General features: G+C 54.8%; 28 protein-coding genes. All 28 read left to right on the top strand.

The genetic code is table 11. The features are described 5' to 3' along the window. Positions 1-19: 19 nt before the first annotated feature. The 28 genes from fusA (at position 20) to rpsD (ending at position 15,754) form a co-directional block, all read left to right on the top strand. Positions 20-2,125 (top strand): elongation factor G, encoded by a 2,106-nt coding sequence (gene fusA / locus PSJE_RS29995; RefSeq protein WP_057713099.1) that lies wholly within the window; start codon positions 20-22, stop codon positions 2,123-2,125. A 30-nt stretch (positions 2,126-2,155) separates the two neighbouring features. Then, positions 2,156-3,349: an elongation factor Tu gene (tuf, locus tag PSJE_RS29990; RefSeq protein ID WP_008053875.1), complete on the top strand. Its 1,194-nt coding sequence runs from the start codon at positions 2,156-2,158 to the stop codon at positions 3,347-3,349. 157 nt (positions 3,350-3,506) lie between these two features. Beyond that, positions 3,507-3,818, top strand: coding sequence for a 30S ribosomal protein S10 (gene rpsJ / locus PSJE_RS29985; protein ID WP_003186070.1), 312 nt, complete (start codon positions 3,507-3,509; stop codon positions 3,816-3,818). Positions 3,819-3,898: 80 nt separating this feature from the next. Next, positions 3,899-4,534, top strand: a complete 636-nt coding sequence (gene rplC, locus PSJE_RS29980; RefSeq protein ID WP_007955641.1) for a 50S ribosomal protein L3 — start codon at positions 3,899-3,901, stop codon at positions 4,532-4,534. A gap of 12 nt (positions 4,535-4,546) precedes the next feature. Then, positions 4,547-5,149, top strand: a complete 603-nt coding sequence (gene rplD / locus PSJE_RS29975; RefSeq protein WP_003228735.1) for a 50S ribosomal protein L4 — start codon at positions 4,547-4,549, stop codon at positions 5,147-5,149. After that, a complete protein-coding gene (rplW, locus tag PSJE_RS29970) occupies positions 5,146-5,445 on the top strand; it encodes a 50S ribosomal protein L23 (RefSeq protein ID WP_002555488.1) in 300 nt (99 codons plus the stop codon). Before rplD ends, rplW begins: the two co-directional genes overlap by 4 nt. Before the next feature lie 14 nt (positions 5,446-5,459). Beyond that, entirely contained in the window at positions 5,460-6,284 is an 825-nt protein-coding gene (gene rplB, locus PSJE_RS29965; protein ID WP_008018194.1) for a 50S ribosomal protein L2, read from the top strand. 16 nt (positions 6,285-6,300) lie between these two features. After that, the gene (rpsS, locus tag PSJE_RS29960) at positions 6,301-6,576 is read left to right on the top strand and encodes a 30S ribosomal protein S19 (RefSeq protein ID WP_002555486.1); all 276 of its coding nucleotides are present in this window, start codon (positions 6,301-6,303) and stop codon (positions 6,574-6,576) included. A gap of 11 nt (positions 6,577-6,587) precedes the next feature. Further along, positions 6,588-6,920, top strand: a complete 333-nt coding sequence (rplV, locus tag PSJE_RS29955) for a 50S ribosomal protein L22 (protein ID WP_003103908.1) — start codon at positions 6,588-6,590, stop codon at positions 6,918-6,920. 13 nt (positions 6,921-6,933) lie between these two features. After that, positions 6,934-7,620 carry a 30S ribosomal protein S3 gene (gene rpsC, locus PSJE_RS29950; protein WP_007970424.1) on the top strand — a complete coding sequence of 229 codons (687 nt, stop codon included), beginning with the start codon at positions 6,934-6,936 and terminating at the stop codon, positions 7,618-7,620. Positions 7,621-7,632: 12 nt separating this feature from the next. Further along, positions 7,633-8,046 carry a 50S ribosomal protein L16 gene (gene rplP, locus PSJE_RS29945; RefSeq protein ID WP_003228729.1) on the top strand — a complete coding sequence of 138 codons (414 nt, stop codon included), beginning with the start codon at positions 7,633-7,635 and terminating at the stop codon, positions 8,044-8,046. Beyond that, complete coding sequence (gene rpmC / locus PSJE_RS29940) at positions 8,046-8,237, top strand: 50S ribosomal protein L29 (protein ID WP_002555481.1); 192 nt, start codon at positions 8,046-8,048, stop codon at positions 8,235-8,237. The genes rplP and rpmC overlap by 1 nt, the downstream gene beginning before the upstream one ends. 2 nt (positions 8,238-8,239) lie before the next feature. Continuing rightward, the gene (rpsQ, locus tag PSJE_RS29935) at positions 8,240-8,506 is read left to right on the top strand and encodes a 30S ribosomal protein S17 (RefSeq protein ID WP_003176419.1); all 267 of its coding nucleotides are present in this window, start codon (positions 8,240-8,242) and stop codon (positions 8,504-8,506) included. Positions 8,507-8,529: 23 nt separating this feature from the next. After that, on the top strand, positions 8,530-8,898 hold the full coding sequence (rplN, locus tag PSJE_RS29930; RefSeq protein WP_002555479.1) for a 50S ribosomal protein L14: 369 nt from the start codon (positions 8,530-8,532) through the stop codon (positions 8,896-8,898). Between the two features lie 11 nt (positions 8,899-8,909). Then, the gene (rplX, locus tag PSJE_RS29925; RefSeq protein ID WP_003176416.1) at positions 8,910-9,224 is read left to right on the top strand and encodes a 50S ribosomal protein L24; all 315 of its coding nucleotides are present in this window, start codon (positions 8,910-8,912) and stop codon (positions 9,222-9,224) included. 22 nt (positions 9,225-9,246) lie between these two features. After that, entirely contained in the window at positions 9,247-9,786 is a 540-nt protein-coding gene (gene rplE / locus PSJE_RS29920) for a 50S ribosomal protein L5 (protein ID WP_003210069.1), read from the top strand. A 13-nt stretch (positions 9,787-9,799) separates the two neighbouring features. Continuing rightward, a complete protein-coding gene (rpsN, locus tag PSJE_RS29915) occupies positions 9,800-10,105 on the top strand; it encodes a 30S ribosomal protein S14 (protein ID WP_003176414.1) in 306 nt (101 codons plus the stop codon). 209 nt (positions 10,106-10,314) lie between these two features. Further along, positions 10,315-10,707 carry a 30S ribosomal protein S8 gene (gene rpsH / locus PSJE_RS29910; RefSeq protein WP_003186040.1) on the top strand — a complete coding sequence of 131 codons (393 nt, stop codon included), beginning with the start codon at positions 10,315-10,317 and terminating at the stop codon, positions 10,705-10,707. A 12-nt stretch (positions 10,708-10,719) separates the two neighbouring features. Beyond that, positions 10,720-11,253: a 50S ribosomal protein L6 gene (gene rplF / locus PSJE_RS29905; RefSeq protein WP_003176412.1), complete on the top strand. Its 534-nt coding sequence runs from the start codon at positions 10,720-10,722 to the stop codon at positions 11,251-11,253. A gap of 10 nt (positions 11,254-11,263) precedes the next feature. Beyond that, a complete protein-coding gene (gene rplR, locus PSJE_RS29900) occupies positions 11,264-11,614 on the top strand; it encodes a 50S ribosomal protein L18 (protein WP_003186037.1) in 351 nt (116 codons plus the stop codon). Between the two features lie 3 nt (positions 11,615-11,617). Beyond that, on the top strand, positions 11,618-12,118 hold the full coding sequence (rpsE, locus tag PSJE_RS29895) for a 30S ribosomal protein S5 (RefSeq protein ID WP_003186035.1): 501 nt from the start codon (positions 11,618-11,620) through the stop codon (positions 12,116-12,118). A 2-nt stretch (positions 12,119-12,120) separates the two neighbouring features. Then, positions 12,121-12,297, top strand: a complete 177-nt coding sequence (rpmD, locus tag PSJE_RS29890; RefSeq protein ID WP_003176408.1) for a 50S ribosomal protein L30 — start codon at positions 12,121-12,123, stop codon at positions 12,295-12,297. A 3-nt stretch (positions 12,298-12,300) separates the two neighbouring features. Then, positions 12,301-12,738: a 50S ribosomal protein L15 gene (gene rplO / locus PSJE_RS29885; protein ID WP_003228720.1), complete on the top strand. Its 438-nt coding sequence runs from the start codon at positions 12,301-12,303 to the stop codon at positions 12,736-12,738. Beyond that, positions 12,739-14,067, top strand: a complete 1,329-nt coding sequence (gene secY, locus PSJE_RS29880; protein WP_003210064.1) for a preprotein translocase subunit SecY — start codon at positions 12,739-12,741, stop codon at positions 14,065-14,067. Positions 14,068-14,091: 24 nt separating this feature from the next. Then, the gene (gene rpmJ, locus PSJE_RS29875) at positions 14,092-14,208 is read left to right on the top strand and encodes a 50S ribosomal protein L36 (protein WP_002555468.1); all 117 of its coding nucleotides are present in this window, start codon (positions 14,092-14,094) and stop codon (positions 14,206-14,208) included. A 130-nt stretch (positions 14,209-14,338) separates the two neighbouring features. Continuing rightward, positions 14,339-14,695 carry a 30S ribosomal protein S13 gene (rpsM, locus tag PSJE_RS29870; protein WP_009045849.1) on the top strand — a complete coding sequence of 119 codons (357 nt, stop codon included), beginning with the start codon at positions 14,339-14,341 and terminating at the stop codon, positions 14,693-14,695. A gap of 30 nt (positions 14,696-14,725) precedes the next feature. Further along, the gene (gene rpsK, locus PSJE_RS29865) at positions 14,726-15,115 is read left to right on the top strand and encodes a 30S ribosomal protein S11 (RefSeq protein ID WP_002555466.1); all 390 of its coding nucleotides are present in this window, start codon (positions 14,726-14,728) and stop codon (positions 15,113-15,115) included. 18 nt (positions 15,116-15,133) lie between these two features. After that, a complete protein-coding gene (gene rpsD / locus PSJE_RS29860; protein ID WP_003176404.1) occupies positions 15,134-15,754 on the top strand; it encodes a 30S ribosomal protein S4 in 621 nt (206 codons plus the stop codon). The last annotated feature ends 4 nt before the right edge of the window (positions 15,755-15,758 follow it).

Below are 15,758 nucleotides of genomic sequence, written 5' to 3'. Positions count from 1 at the left end.
CTAATTTTGCGAGGGCTTTATGGCTCGTACAACACCGATTAATCGCTACCGTAACATTGGTATCGTTGCACACGTGGATGCTGGTAAAACCACCACCACTGAGCGCGTCCTTTTTTACACTGGCAAAAGTCACAAAATGGGCGAGGTGCATGACGGCGCCGCGACCACAGACTGGATGGTGCAGGAGCAGGAGCGTGGTATTACCATTACTTCTGCTGCCATTACCGCCTTCTGGCAGGGTTCCGCCAAGCAGCACAAAGACCAGTACCGTTTCAACGTCATCGATACCCCGGGCCACGTAGACTTCACCATTGAAGTTGAACGTTCCCTGCGTGTACTCGACGGCGCGGTCGTTGTGTTCTGCGGTACTTCCGGCGTTGAGCCTCAGTCCGAAACCGTATGGCGTCAAGCCAACAAGTACGGTGTTCCACGTATCGTTTACGTGAACAAGATGGACCGTGCCGGTGCGAACTTCCTGCGCGTGATCGCTCAGATCAAGCAGCGTCTGGGTCACACTCCGGTGCCTATCCAGCTGGCTATCGGTTCCGAGGACAACTTCCAGGGTCAGATCGATCTGATGACCATGGAAGCCGTTTACTGGAACGATGCCGACAAGGGTATGACCCCTCGTCGTGAAGCCATCCCTGCTGAATTGCAGGAACTGGCTGAAGAGTGGCGCAACAACATGGTTGAGGCTGCGGCCGAGGCCAGCGAAGAGCTGATGAACAAGTACCTTGAGGGTGAAGAACTCACCGTCGAGGAAATCAAGGGTGCTCTGCGTCAGCGTACTATCGCTGGTGAGATCGTTCTGGCTGTTTGCGGTTCTTCCTTCAAGAACAAGGGTGTTCCCCTGGTTCTCGACGCCGTTATCGACTACCTGCCGGCTCCAACCGACATTCCTGCCATCAAGGGTACTGACCCGGATGACGAGGAAAAGCAGATGGAGCGTCATGCAGACGACAACGAGCCGTTCTCGGCTCTGGCGTTCAAGATCGCTACCGACCCATTCGTGGGTACCTTGACTTTCGTCCGTGTTTACTCGGGCGTGTTGGCCTCCGGCGACGGCGTGATCAACTCGGTCAAAGGCAAGAAAGAGCGCGTGGGTCGTATGGTGCAAATGCACGCAAACGCCCGTGAAGAGATCAAGGAAGTACGCGCTGGTGACATCGCGGCCCTGATCGGCATGAAGGACGTCACCACTGGTGAAACCTTGTGCAACGCTGACAAGCCAATCATCCTGGTTCGCATGGACTTCCCGGAGCCGGTTATTTCGGTTGCCGTAGAGCCTAAGACCAAGGATGACCAGGAAAAAATGGGTATCGCTCTGGGCAAACTTGCTCAGGAAGACCCGTCTTTCCGCGTCAAGACTGATGAAGAGACTGGTCAAACGATCATCTCTGGCATGGGCGAGTTGCACCTGGACATCCTGGTTGACCGGATGCGCCGTGAGTTCAACGTCGAAGCCAACATCGGTAAGCCTCAGGTTTCGTATCGTGAGCGCATCACGAAGAATTGCGAAATCGAAGGCAAGTTCGTTCGTCAGTCCGGCGGTCGTGGCCAGTTCGGCCATTGCTGGATCCGTTTTGCTCCTGCTGACGAAGGTCAGGAAGGTCTGCAATTCGTGAACGAAGTAGTGGGTGGTGTGGTTCCTAAGGAATACATCCCGGCTATCCAGAAGGGTATCGAAGAGCAGATGAAGAACGGCGTAGTTGCCGGCTATCCGCTGATCGGCCTGAAGGCTACCGTGTTTGATGGTTCTTACCACGACGTCGACTCGAACGAGATGGCGTTTAAGGTGGCTGCTTCCATGGCGACCAAGCAACTGGCCCAGAAGGGCGGTGGTGAGTTGCTCGAGCCGATCATGGCGGTAGAGGTTGTTACGCCTGAAGACTATATGGGTGACGTGATGGGCGACCTTAACCGTCGTCGCGGCATGATTCTGGGTATGGAAGACACGGTCTCCGGTAAGGTGATCCGTGCTGAAGTTCCGTTGGGCGAGATGTTCGGTTATGCGACCGACGTTCGTTCGATGTCCCAGGGTCGCGCAAGCTACTCTATGGAATTCAAAAAATACAATACAGCTCCGTCGCACATCGTCGAAACTGTAACCAAAAAACAAGGCTGATTCAGTCCTTTAGGCAAGGAGTTAATTGTCGTGGCTAAAGAAAAATTTGATCGTTCCCTACCGCACGTCAACGTTGGCACCATCGGTCACGTTGACCACGGTAAAACCACTCTGACCGCAGCTCTGACTCGCGTTTGCTCCGAAGTTTTCGGTTCCGCAATCGTTGATTTCGATAAAATCGACAGCGCGCCAGAAGAAAAAGCTCGTGGTATCACCATCAACACCGCGCACGTCGAGTACAACTCGAAGATCCGTCACTACGCTCACGTTGACTGCCCAGGTCACGCTGACTATGTGAAGAACATGATCACCGGTGCTGCCCAGATGGACGGCGCGATCCTGGTTTGCTCGGCCGCTGATGGTCCGATGCCACAAACCCGTGAGCACATCCTGCTGTCCCGTCAGGTAGGCGTTCCGTACATCGTGGTTTTCCTGAACAAGGCTGACCTGGTAGACGACGCTGAGCTGCTGGAACTGGTCGAGATGGAAGTTCGCGACCTGCTGTCCACCTACGACTTCCCGGGCGATGACACTCCAATCATCATCGGTTCGGCTCGTATGGCGCTGGAAGGCAAAGACGACAACGAAATGGGCACCACTGCCGTTCGTAAACTGGTTGAAACCCTGGACAGCTACATCCCAGAACCAGAGCGTGCTATCGACAAGCCATTCCTGATGCCAATCGAAGACGTATTCTCGATCTCGGGTCGTGGTACTGTTGTGACTGGTCGTATCGAGCGCGGTATCGTTCGCGTTCAAGATGCACTGGAAATCGTTGGTCTGCGTGACACCACCACCACCACCTGCACCGGTGTTGAAATGTTCCGCAAGCTGCTCGACGAAGGTCGTGCTGGCGAGAACTGCGGCGTTCTGCTGCGTGGTACCAAGCGTGACGACGTTGAGCGTGGCCAGGTTCTGGTTAAGCCAGGTTCGGTTAAGCCGCACACCAAGTTCACCGCAGAAGTTTACGTTCTGAGCAAGGAAGAGGGCGGTCGTCACACTCCGTTCTTCAAAGGCTACCGTCCACAGTTCTACTTCCGTACTACTGACGTGACTGGTAACTGCCAGCTGCCAGAAGGCGTTGAAATGGTAATGCCAGGTGACAACATCCAGATGGAAGTTACCCTGATCAAGACCATCGCAATGGAAGACGGCCTGCGTTTCGCTATCCGTGAAGGCGGTCGTACCGTCGGCGCTGGCGTCGTAGCCAAAATCATCGAGTAAGCATCTCTTTTGAGATAGCTTCGATGCTTTGAAAGGCCCCCGCTCAGCGGGGGCTTTTTTATTGGGTTGACACCCATCTGGGGCGTCTATAGAATTGCGCCTCCTTTTAACGGGCGTATTGCGCCCGGTGGGAATAGCAGCCGGAGTCTGAAATCCAATGCAAAATCAGCAAATCCGTATCAGGTTGAAGGCTTTCGACCATCGCCTGATCGACCAATCAACCCAGGAAATCGTGGAAACCGCGAAACGTACTGGTGCTCAAGTGCGTGGTCCAATTCCACTGCCTACCCGTAAAGAGCGGTTCACCGTTCTGGTCTCCCCGCACGTCAACAAAGACGCGCGTGACCAGTACGAGATCCGTACTCATAAGCGCGTTCTGGACATCGTCCAGCCAACGGATAAAACCGTTGATGCTCTTATGAAGCTTGATCTTGCGGCCGGTGTGGAAGTGCAGATCAGCCTCGGCTAAGACTCGGTCTTAGTCGTGTAACGCTCTGAAATGGGCGGCCATAGCGGGTGAAAGCCCCGTACACTCATGAGGTTTACAACATGACTATTGGTGTAGTCGGTCGTAAAGCGGGTATGACCCGTATTTTCACCGAAGAAGGTGTCTCCATTCCGGTCACGGTCATTGAGATCGAACCGAATCGCGTCACCCAGTTCAAAACTGAAGAGACCGATGGCTATCGTGCAGTGCAAGTCACTGTCGGCGAGCGTCGTGCTTCGCGTGTAACAGCAGCTCAGGCTGGCCACTTCGCTAAAGCGAACGTTGCCGCTGGTCGTACCGTAATGGAATTCCGCCTTGAAGAAGGCGAGTACCAGGCCGGCGATCTGATCAACGCTGAAATCTTCGCCGCTGGTCAACTGGTTGATGTAACCGGTCAGTCCAAGGGTAAAGGCTTCCAGGGTACGATCAAGCGTTGGAATTTCCGCGGGCAAGATAACACCCACGGTAACTCCGTATCCCACCGCGTTCCAGGCTCTATCGGCCAGTGCCAGACTCCTGGTCGTGTATTCAAGGGCAAAAAAATGTCCGGTCATATGGGCGCTGAGCGCGTGACCGTGCAGTCCCTCGAAGTAGTGCGCGTGGACGCTGAACGCAATCTGTTGTTGGTCAAGGGCGCTGTTCCTGGCGCTACTGGCGGCAACTTGGTTGTACGTCCAGCAGCCAAGGCTCGCGGTTAAGGGGAAGCTGACATGCAATTAAATGTAAATGACGCTCAAGCGATCGAAGTTTCCGAACTGACATTTGGCGGCGAATTCAACGAGACGCTGGTTCACCAAGCAGTCGTAGCCTACATGGCTGGCGGTCGTCAGGGTTCCAAGCAGCAAAAGACCCGTTCCGACGTTCGTGGTGGCGGTAAGCGCCCATGGCGTCAGAAAGGTACTGGCCGTGCTCGTGCCGGTACTATCCGTAGCCCAATCTGGCGTGGCGGCGGTACCACTTTCGCAGCTCGTCCTCAGGATCACTCCCAGAAGCTGAACAAGAAGATGTACCGCGCAGCAATGCGTTCCATCCTTGCTGAGCTGGTGCGTACTGATCGTCTGGTCGTGGTTCAGGATTTCGCCGTTGAAACGCCGAAAACCAAAGACCTGCTGGGCAAACTGAACAACATGAGCCTGACCGACGTTCTGATCGTGTCCGACGCTGTTGATCAGAACCTGTACCTGGCTGCTCGTAACCTGCCACACGTAGATGTACGTGACGTGCAAGGTTCCGATCCAGTTAGTCTGATCGCATACGACAAGGTGTTGATCACCGTGTCGGCCGTGAAGAAATTCGAGGAGCTGCTGGGATGAACCAGGAACGCGTATTTAAAGTTCTGCTTGGCCCGCACGTTTCCGAGAAGGCTACGGTTCTGGCAGACAAGAAAGGCCAGTTCGTTTTCAAGGTTGCTACCGACGCAACCAAGCTGGAAATCAAGAAGGCCGTCGAAAGCCTGTTCAGCGTGAAAGTAGAGCGTGTTACTACCCTGAATGTTCTGGGTAAGAGCAAGCGCACTGCTCGCGGTCTGGGCAAGCGTAATGACTGGAAGAAGGCAGTTATCTCCCTTCAGCCAGGCCAAGATCTCGATTTCAGCAGCAGTGCTGAGTAAGGAAGGGGTGCATCATGGCAATCGTTAAATGCAAACCGACTTCCCCTGGCCGCCGTTTTGTGGTCAAGGTGGTCAACCAGGAGCTGCATAAAGGCGCTCCTCACGCACCGCTGCTCGAGAAGAAATCGAAGACTGGTGGTCGTAACAACAATGGCCGTATTACCACTCGTCACATCGGTGGTGGTCATAAGCAGCATTACCGTATGGTCGATTTCCGTCGCAACGACAAAGATGGCATCGTCGCCACTGTCGAGCGTATCGAATACGATCCAAACCGTACTGCTCACATCGCACTGCTCTGCTACGCAGACGGCGAGCGCCGCTACATCATCGCCCCTAAAGGCGTGAGTGCTGGCGACACGCTGATCGCAGGCGCTCTGGCTCCAATCAAGCCAGGTAACGCTCTGCAACTGCGCAACATTCCAGTCGGTTCTACCGTACACGGCATCGAACTGAAGCCAGGTAAAGGCGCACAGATCGCTCGTTCCGCTGGTGCTTCGGCTCAGCTGATCGCTCGTGAAGGCGTGTACGTTACCCTGCGTCTGCGTTCCGGTGAAATGCGTAAAGTCCTGGCTGAATGCCGTGCGACCCTGGGCGAAGTCTCGAACTCCGAGCACAGCCTGCGTTCGCTGGGTAAAGCTGGTGCCAAACGCTGGCGTGGCGTTCGCCCAACCGTTCGTGGTGTTGCCATGAACCCGGTTGACCACCCACATGGTGGTGGTGAAGGTCGTACCTCTGGTGGTCGTCATCCGGTATCGCCATGGGGCTTCCCGACTAAGGGCGCGAAGACTCGTGGTAATAAGCGTACCGACAAAATGATCGTCCGTCGTCGCAAGTAAATAGAGGGATACGACAGTGCCACGTTCTCTGAAAAAAGGTCCTTTTATCGATCTTCACCTACTGAAGAAGATCGAAGTGGCGGCGGAAAAGAACGATCGCAAACCGGTGAAAACCTGGTCGCGTCGTTCGATGATCCTGCCACAAATGGTCGGTCTGACCATCGCAGTACACAACGGTCGTCAGCACGTCCCAGTTCTCGTGAACGAAGACATGGTCGGCCACAAACTGGGCGAGTTCGCCGGTACCCGCACTTATCGCGGGCACGTGGCAGACAAGAAAGCCAAGCGTTAAGGGGTTAGGAAATGGAAGTAGCCGCTAAGTTGTCGGGCGCTCGAATCTCCGCCCAGAAAGCCCGCTTGGTCGCCGACCAGATCCGCGGGAAGAAGGTGGGCGAAGCGCTCAACCTGTTGGCTTTCAGCAGTAAGAAAGCCGCCGAGATCATGAAGAAAGTGCTGGAGTCGGCCGTAGCCAACGCCGAGCATAACGAAGGCGCAGACGTTGATGACCTGAAGGTCAGCACTGTTTTCGTCAACGAAGGGCGTTCGCTGAAGCGCATCATGCCACGTGCCAAAGGCCGTGCTGATCGCATCGTCAAGCGGTCTTGCCATATCACTGTCAAGGTTGCTGACAAGTAACGGAGTCGAAGAGATGGGTCAGAAAGTACATCCCATTGGCATTCGCCTGGGAATCGTCAAGGAGCACACCTCCGTCTGGTACGCAGACGGTCGGACTTATGCGGACTATTTGCTCGCAGATCTGAATGTGCGTGAGTACCTCCAAGACAAACTAAAAAGCGCGTCCGTAAGCCGTATCGATATCCATCGTCCGGCCCAAACTGCACGCATCACCATCCACACCGCTCGTCCAGGTATCGTTATCGGGAAGAAAGGTGAAGATGTTGAGAAACTGCGTCAGGACCTGACCAAGCAAATGGGTGTGCCTGTGCACATCAATATCGAAGAGATCCGCAAGCCGGAGCTCGACGGTATGCTGGTTGCGCAGAGCGTAGCTCAGCAGCTGGAGCGTCGCGTAATGTTCCGTCGCGCTATGAAGCGCGCAGTACAGAACGCCATGCGCATTGGTGCCAAAGGCATCAAAATCCAAGTGAGCGGTCGTCTCGGCGGTGCTGAAATCGCACGTACTGAATGGTATCGCGAAGGTCGTGTGCCATTGCACACCCTGCGTGCCGACATCGACTATGCCAACTACGAAGCTCACACCACTTACGGTGTGATCGGTGTAAAGGTTTGGATCTTCAAAGGCGAAGTAATTGGTGGTCGCCAAGAAGAACTGAAACCACAAGCACCAGCGCCTCGTAAAAAAGCTGCTAAGTAAGGGGTACGCCAAATGTTGCAACCAAAGCGTACGAAGTTCCGCAAGCAGATGACTGGTCACAACCGTGGCCTGGCATTGCGCGGTAGCAAAGTCAGCTTCGGCGAGTTCGCGCTGAAGTCTGTTGCTCGTGGTCGTCTCACCGCTCGTCAGATCGAGTCAGCGCGTCGTGCTCTGACCCGTCACGTAAAACGTGGCGGCAAGATCTGGATCCGTGTATTCCCGGACAAGCCGATCTCCAAAAAACCTCTCGAGGTTCGGATGGGTAAAGGTAAGGGTAACGTGGAATACTGGGTTGCCCAGATTCAGCCAGGCAAAGTCCTGTATGAAATCGAGGGTGTTTCTGAAGAGCTGGCGCGTGAGGCTTTCGCCCTGGCTGCTGCAAAGCTGCCGCTCGCCACCTCCTTTGTTAAACGGACGGTGATGTGATGAAAGCGAATGAACTTCGTGAAAAATCCGCACAGCAGCTGAACGAGCAACTGCTCGGCCTGCTGCGCGACCAGTTCAATCTGCGTATGCAGAAAGCAACTGGCCAGTTGGGGCAGTCTCATCTGCTCTCGCAAGTTAAGCGTGACATCGCTCGCGTGAAGACTGTGCTCAACCAGCAGGCAGGTAAGTAATCATGGCTGAAGCCGAAAAAACTGTCCGTACGCTGACTGGCCGTGTTGTCAGCGACAAGATGGACAAAACCATCACCGTTCTGATCGAGCGTCGCGTTAAGCACCCGATCTACGGTAAATACGTTAAGCGTTCGACTAAGCTGCACGCGCACGACGAAACCAATCAGTGCCACATCGGCGACAAAGTCACTATTCGTGAAACTCGTCCTTTGGCCAAGACCAAGTCTTGGGCGCTGGTTGATGTTCTCGAACGCGCTGTGGAAGTCTAAGGACTAGGGGTCGGAGAAATTATATGATTCAGACTCAATCCATGCTCGATGTGGCCGATAACAGCGGCGCTCGCCGCGTTATGTGCATCAAGGTGCTGGGTGGCTCCCATCGTCGTTACGCTGGTATCGGTGACATCATCAAAGTTACCGTGAAGGAAGCAATTCCTCGCGGTAAAGTGAAAAAAGGCCAAGTGATGACTGCTGTTGTAGTCCGCACTCGTCACGGCGTACGTCGTGCTGATGGCTCCATTATCCGCTTTGATGGCAACGCTGCTGTTCTTCTGAACAACAAGCAAGAGCCGATCGGCACCCGTATCTTTGGGCCAGTGACCCGTGAACTTCGTACTGAGAAGTTCATGAAGATCGTCTCGCTCGCCCCAGAAGTGCTGTAAGGAGATCCGACATGCAAAAGATTCGTCGTGACGACGAGATCATCGTGATCGCCGGCAAAGACAAAGGTAAGCGCGGTAAGGTGCTTAAGGTTCTCGCTAACAACCGTTTGGTTATTGGTGGTCTGAACCTGGTCAAGCGTCATACCAAGCCTAACCCGATGTCGGGCGTGCAGGGCGGTATCGTCGAAAAAGAAGCTCCACTGGATGCTTCTAACGTCGCCATTTTCAACGGCGAAACCAACAAGGCTGACCGCGTTGGTTTCAAAGTAGAAGATGGCAAGAAAATTCGTGTCTTCAAGTCGACCCAAAAAGCGGTTGATGCTTGAACACTGCTAGGTAGATGAGACCATGGCACGACTAAAAGAGATTTACCGGAAGGAAATTGCTCCGAAACTTAAGGAAGAACTTAAGCTTTCGAACGTGATGGAAGTTCCGCGCGTTACCAAAATCACCCTGAACATGGGTCTGGGCGAAGCGATCGGCGACAAAAAAGTCATCGAGCACGCTGTTGCTGACCTGGAAAAGATCACCGGCCAGAAAGTCGTTGTGACCTACGCTCGCAAATCCATCGCTGGCTTTAAAGTCCGTGAAGGTTGGCCGATCGGCGTCAAAGTGACCCTGCGCCGTGAGCGTATGTACGAGTTCCTGGATCGTCTGCTGTCGATCTCCCTGCCTCGGGTTCGCGACTTCCGCGGCCTGAATGCCAAGTCCTTCGATGGTCGTGGCAACTACAGCATGGGCGTGAAAGAGCAGATCATCTTCCCGGAAATCGACTACGACAAAATCGATGCTCTCCGCGGTCTGGACATCACCCTGACCACCACTGCCAAGAACGATGATGAAGGCCGCGCTCTGCTGCGTGCGTTCAAATTCCCGTTCCGCAACTGATTGGAGTAGGACCATGGCCAAGATGAGCATGAAAAACCGCGAGCTGAAGCGTCAGCTCACGGTTGCCAAGTACGCCAAGAAGCGTGCAGCACTGAAAGCTATCATCGTTGATCTGAACGCAAGTCCAGAAGCGCGTTGGGAAGCTACAGTAGCCCTGCAGAAGCAGCCACGTGACGCAAGCGCTTCGCGCATGCGTAACCGCTGCCGCCTGACCGGTCGTCCACACGGCGTTTACCGCAAGTTCGGCCTCGGCCGTAACAAGCTGCGTGAAGCTGCCATGCGTGGTGACGTACCGGGTCTGGTTAAAGCCAGCTGGTAAGTACTGTCAAAGTCTCGGTGTCCAGGATCGCAAGATCCTGACCACCGGTGGCCTTGAATCTGGATCAAGCCCCTTTTGGGGCTTGATTCATTTCCGGGGTGTGTCTAGAATACCCGGCTCGCCTGAGCCCGTGTTTTTCATGCTCGGAGATTCTCGGCGACACGTAATAGCCGCAAGGCTAATTTTTTTGTATTAGGAGCGTCTAGCCCATGAGTATGCAGGACCCGTTAGCGGACATGCTAACTCGTATCCGTAATGCCCAGATGGCTGAAAAGTCCGTCGTAAGCATGCCATCTTCCACGTTGAAGGTAGCTGTTGCCAAAGTCCTGAAGGACGAAGGTTACATTGCGGGTTATCAGATCAGCAGCGAAATCAAACCACTGCTGTCCATCGAGCTGAAGTACTTCGAAGGCCGTCCGGTTATCGAAGAAGTGAAGCGCGTTAGCCGTCCAGGCCTGCGTCAGTACAAGTCCGTCGATGATCTGCCAAAAGTTCGTGGCGGTCTCGGTGTGTCTATCGTCTCCACCAACAAGGGTGTGATGACTGATCGTGCTGCGCGCGCTGCCGGTGTCGGCGGCGAAGTTCTTTGCACTGTGTTCTAAGGGGGGATAAGCATGTCTCGCGTCGCTAAGAACCCCGTTAAGCTGCCAGCCGGTGTCGAAGTAAAATTCGCAGGCCAACAGCTTTCGGTGAAGGGTGCCAAGGGCACTCTCGAACTGAACATCCACTCGTCCGTTGAGATCGTTGAAGAAGCTGGTGAGCTGCGTTTCGCTGCTCGCAATGGCGATCAACAGACTCGCGCGATGGCTGGTACCACTCGTGCGTTGGTAAACAACATGGTCCAGGGCGTAAGCCAAGGCTTCGAGCGCAAGCTCCAGCTGGTCGGTGTTGGTTACAAAGCGCAAGCAAAAGGCACAGTGCTGAACCTGGCTCTTGGCTTCTCGCACCCAGTGGATTACGAACTGCCGGAAGGCATCACCGCTGAGACTCCTAGCCAGACCGATATCCTGATCAAGGGCATCGACAAGCAGCTGGTAGGTCAAGTGGCCGCCGAGATCCGCGACTTCCGTCCACCAGAGCCGTACAAAGGCAAAGGTGTGCGCTACGCGGACGAAGTCGTCCGTCGTAAAGAAGCCAAGAAGAAGTAGGGCATAGCAAATGACCGACAAAAAAGTTACTCGACTGCGTCGCGCTCGCAAAGCACGCCTGAAAATGCACGAACTCGAAGTCGTGCGTCTCTGCGTGTTCCGCTCTTCGCAGCACATCTACGCCCAGGTCATTTCGGCCGACGGCAACAAAGTCCTGGCAAGCGCCTCGACTTTGGATAAAGAACTGCGTGATGGTGCCACCGGCAACATCGACGCGGCCACTAAGGTTGGCCAGCTGGTCGCTACGCGTGCTAAGGCCGCTGGCGTCTCGCAAGTGGCTTTCGACCGCTCTGGCTTCAAGTACCACGGCCGCGTTAAAGCGCTGGCTGATGCTGCTCGTGAAGCTGGGCTGGAGTTCTAAGTTATGTCAAATAACGACCAAAAGCGCGACGAAGGCTACATCGAGAAGCTGGTTCAAGTTAACCGCGTAGCCAAAACCGTTAAAGGCGGCCGTATCTTCACCTTCACCGCGTTGACCGTGGTTGGTGATGGTAAGGGCCGTGTTGGCTTCGGCCGTGGCAAGTCGCGTGAAGTGCCTGCTGCGATCCAGAAGGCAATGGAAGCTGCTCGCCGCAACATGATCCAGGTTGATCTGAACGGCACCACCCTGCAGTACGCAATGAAGTCCGCTCACGGCGCTTCGAAGGTGTACATGCAGCCTGCTTCTGAAGGTACCGGTATCATCGCTGGCGGCGCTATGCGTGCTGTCCTCGAAGTTGCTGGCGTTCAGAACGTTCTGGCCAAGTGCTACGGCTCGACTAACCCTGTAAACGTGGTTCACGCCACTTTCAAGGGTTTGAAAGCAATGCAGTCTCCTGAATCCATTGCCGCCAAGCGTGGCAAAAGCGTCAAGGAGATCTTCTGATCATGGCTACCGTAAAAGTAACGCTGATCAAAAGCATGACCGGCCGCATCCCTAACCACAAACTGTGCGTTAAGGGTCTGGGTCTGCGTCGCATCGGTCACACTGTAGAAGTCCAGGATACTCCCGAGAATCGCGGGATGATCAACAAGGCTTACTACATGCTGCGTGTCGAGGGTTAATCGATGAAACTCAATGATCTGAGTCCAGCGCCGGGTTCCCGTCGCGAAAAGCATCGTCCGGGCCGTGGTATCGGTAGCGGTTTGGGTAAGACTGGTGGCCGTGGTCACAAAGGTCAGACCTCCCGCTCCGGTGGCACCATTGCTCCAGGCTTTGAAGGCGGTCAACAGCCGCTGCATCGTCGCCTGCCGAAGTTCGGTTTCGTTTCCCTGAAAGCCATGGATCGCGCAGAAGTGCGTTTGTCCGAGCTGGCTAAAGTGGAAGGCGACATCGTCACCGTGCAGTCCCTGAAAGATGCCAACGTGATCAATGTCAACGTACAGCGTGTGAAAATCATGCTGTCCGGTGAAGTGACTCGCGCTGTCACTATCGGCAAGGGAATCGGCGCCACCAAGGGTGCGCGTGCGGCTATCGAAGCAGCTGGCGGCAAGTTCGAGGAATAAATGGCTAAGCAAGGTGCTCTCTCTGCGCTCGGCAAAGGCGGTATGTCTGAACTCTGGGCTCGTCTGCGTTTTCTGTTCCTGGCGATTATCGTCTACCGAATAGGCGCACACATCCCGGTTCCAGGTATCAACCCGGACCGACTCGCGGACCTGTTTCGACAGAATGAGGGGACCATTCTTAGCTTGTTCAACATGTTTTCCGGCGGCGCGCTGGAGCGGATGAGCATCTTTGCACTGGGGATCATGCCGTACATCTCGGCATCGATCATCATGCAACTGATGACCGCCGTCAGCCCGCAGCTGGAGCAGTTGAAGAAGGAAGGTGAAGCTGGCCGTCGCAAGATCAGCCAGTACACCCGCTACGGCACTGTCATCCTCGCCCTGGTTCAGGCTATCGGCATGTCCGTTGGCCTGGCGGGGCAGGGTGTTGCGTTCACTGGTGACTTTGGCTTCCATTTCGTCGCGGTATCCACGTTTGTGGCTGGTGCGATGTTCATGATGTGGCTGGGTGAGCAGATTACTGAGCGTGGTGTTGGCAACGGTATCTCGATGTTGATTTTCGCAGGTATCGTCGCCGGTCTTCCGAGAGCGATCGGGCAGTCTTTCGAGTCTGCACGTCAGGGTGATATCAACATCTTCGCCCTGGTTGCCATCGGTTTGCTGGCAGTAGCGATTATCGGTTTTGTGGTGTTCATTGAGCGTGGTCAGCGTCGTATTGCTGTTCACTACGCCAAGCGTCAGCAGGGCCGCAAGGTCTTCGCTGCGCAGACCAGCCACTTGCCGCTGAAGGTGAACATGGCCGGTGTTATTCCGGCTATTTTCGCGAGCAGCATTTTGCTGTTCCCGGCTTCGTTGGGTGCCTGGTTCGGTCAGTCTGAAGGTATGGGCTGGTTGCAGGACATCTCGCAGTCGATCGCTCCTGGTCAGCCGTTGAATATTCTGCTGTTTAGTGCAGGGATTATTTTCTTCTGCTTCTTCTATACGGCGTTGATGTTCAATCCGAAAGACGTAGCGGAAAACCTGAAGAAGTCCGGTGCCTTTATTCCGGGCATCCGTCCAGGTGAGCAGTCTGCGCGCTACATTGATGGCGTTCTGACTCGCTTGACCATGTTCGGTGCTCTTTACATGACGGCCGTCTGCCTGTTGCCCCAGTTCCTGGTGGTTGCAGCCAACGTACCGTTCTACCTTGGCGGGACCTCGTTGCTGATCGTCGTCGTGGTTGTGATGGACTTCATGTCCCAAGTACAATCGCACCTCGTTTCGCACCAGTACGAATCCCTGATGAAGAAAGCCAACCTGAAGGGTTACGGCAGCGGCATGCTGCGCTGACCCATAAGGTTCGAGGAGTTGGTGATGAAAGTTCGTGCATCGGTGAAAAAGCTGTGCCGTAACTGCAAGATTATTCGCCGCGAAGGTGTTGTTCGAGTAATTTGCAGCGCGGAACCGCGTCACAAACAGCGCCAAGGCTGAGTGTGATTGTGCTTCAAGCCCGGCAGCTAGTGCGCTGCCGGGTTGATTATTTGTTATTACAGCGATATTATCTCGCGCCCTATTTCTTGGCTTCCGGGGCGTAGGTAGCTGTCAATTGGAGTCCCACTGAATGGCCCGTATTGCAGGCGTTAACATTCCAGATAACAAGCATACTGTTATCTCGCTGACCTACATCTATGGTGTTGGTCGCACTACTGCACAGAAAATTTGTGCAGAGACTGGGGTAAACCCAGCAGCAAAGATCAAAGATCTGAGCGACGAGCAAATTGAACAGCTGCGTGGCGAAGTGGCGAAGTTCACCACTGAAGGTGACCTGCGTCGCGAAATCAACATGAAAATCAAGCGCTTGATGGACCTCGGTTGCTATCGCGGTCTGCGTCATCGTCGCGGTCTTCCAGTACGCGGTCAGCGTACCAAGACCAACGCGCGTACCCGTAAAGGTCCGCGTAAGCCGATCCGCAAGTAATCGCCCCAGCGAATCGACAGGAATTTAATCATGGCAAAACCTGCTGCTCGTCCTCGTAAAAAAGTTAAAAAGACAGTGGTTGATGGCATCGCCCACATCCATGCATCTTTTAACAACACCATCGTGACCATCACCGACCGTCAAGGTAACGCTCTTTCCTGGGCTACCTCCGGTGGTTCGGGTTTCCGCGGTTCCCGCAAGTCCACCCCGTTTGCTGCTCAAGTAGCTGCTGAACGTGCTGGTCAAGCTGCGCTGGAATACGGCCTGAAAAACCTCGACGTCAACGTCAAAGGTCCAGGTCCAGGTCGTGAATCCGCAGTCCGCGCTTTGAACGGCTGTGGCTACAAGATCGCCAGCATCACCGACGTGACGCCAATCCCGCACAACGGGTGCCGTCCGCCGAAGAAGCGCCGCGTGTAATCCAGGAGATTGTAAAGAATGGCTCGTTACATTGGTCCAAAATGCAAACTCGCTCGTCGCGAAGGCACCGATCTCTTCCTGAAGAGCGGCGTGCGCGCGATCGAATCGAAGTGCAACATTGAAGCAGCACCTGGTATCCACGGCCAACGCCGCGGTCGCCAGTCCGACTACGGCACCCAACTGCGTGAAAAGCAGAAGGTCCGTCGTATCTACGGCGTTCTCGAGCGTCAATTCAGCGGCTACTACAAAGAAGCTGCTGGCAAGAAAGGTGCAACCGGTGAAAACCTGCTGCAACTGCTCGAATGCCGTCTGGACAACGTTGTATACCGTATGGGCTTTGGTTCGACTCGTGCCGAATCCCGTCAGCTGGTATCGCACAAGTCGATCAGCGTAAACGGTCAGACCGTTAACGTTCCGTCCTACCAGGTTCGTGCTGGTGACGTGGTCGCTGTTCGCGAGAAAGCAAAAAATCAACTTCGCATTGTCCAAGCTCTCGATCTGTGTGCCCAACGTGGCCGCGTAGAATGGGTAGAAGTAGACACTGAGAAGAAGTCGGGCGTTTTCAAGAACGTTCCAGCTCGCAGTGATCTGTCCGCCGACATCAACGAAAGCCTGATTGTCGAGCTCTACTCCAAGTAAGGGC

Origin of the sequence: Pseudomonas jessenii, from assembly GCF_002236115.1 — a bacterium.
In the GTDB taxonomy this organism is placed as follows: Bacteria; Pseudomonadota; Gammaproteobacteria; order Pseudomonadales; family Pseudomonadaceae; genus Aquipseudomonas; species Aquipseudomonas jessenii.
Note: the sequence above shows the minus strand (reverse complement) of the source record. Positions and strands in the feature narration are given on the sequence as shown.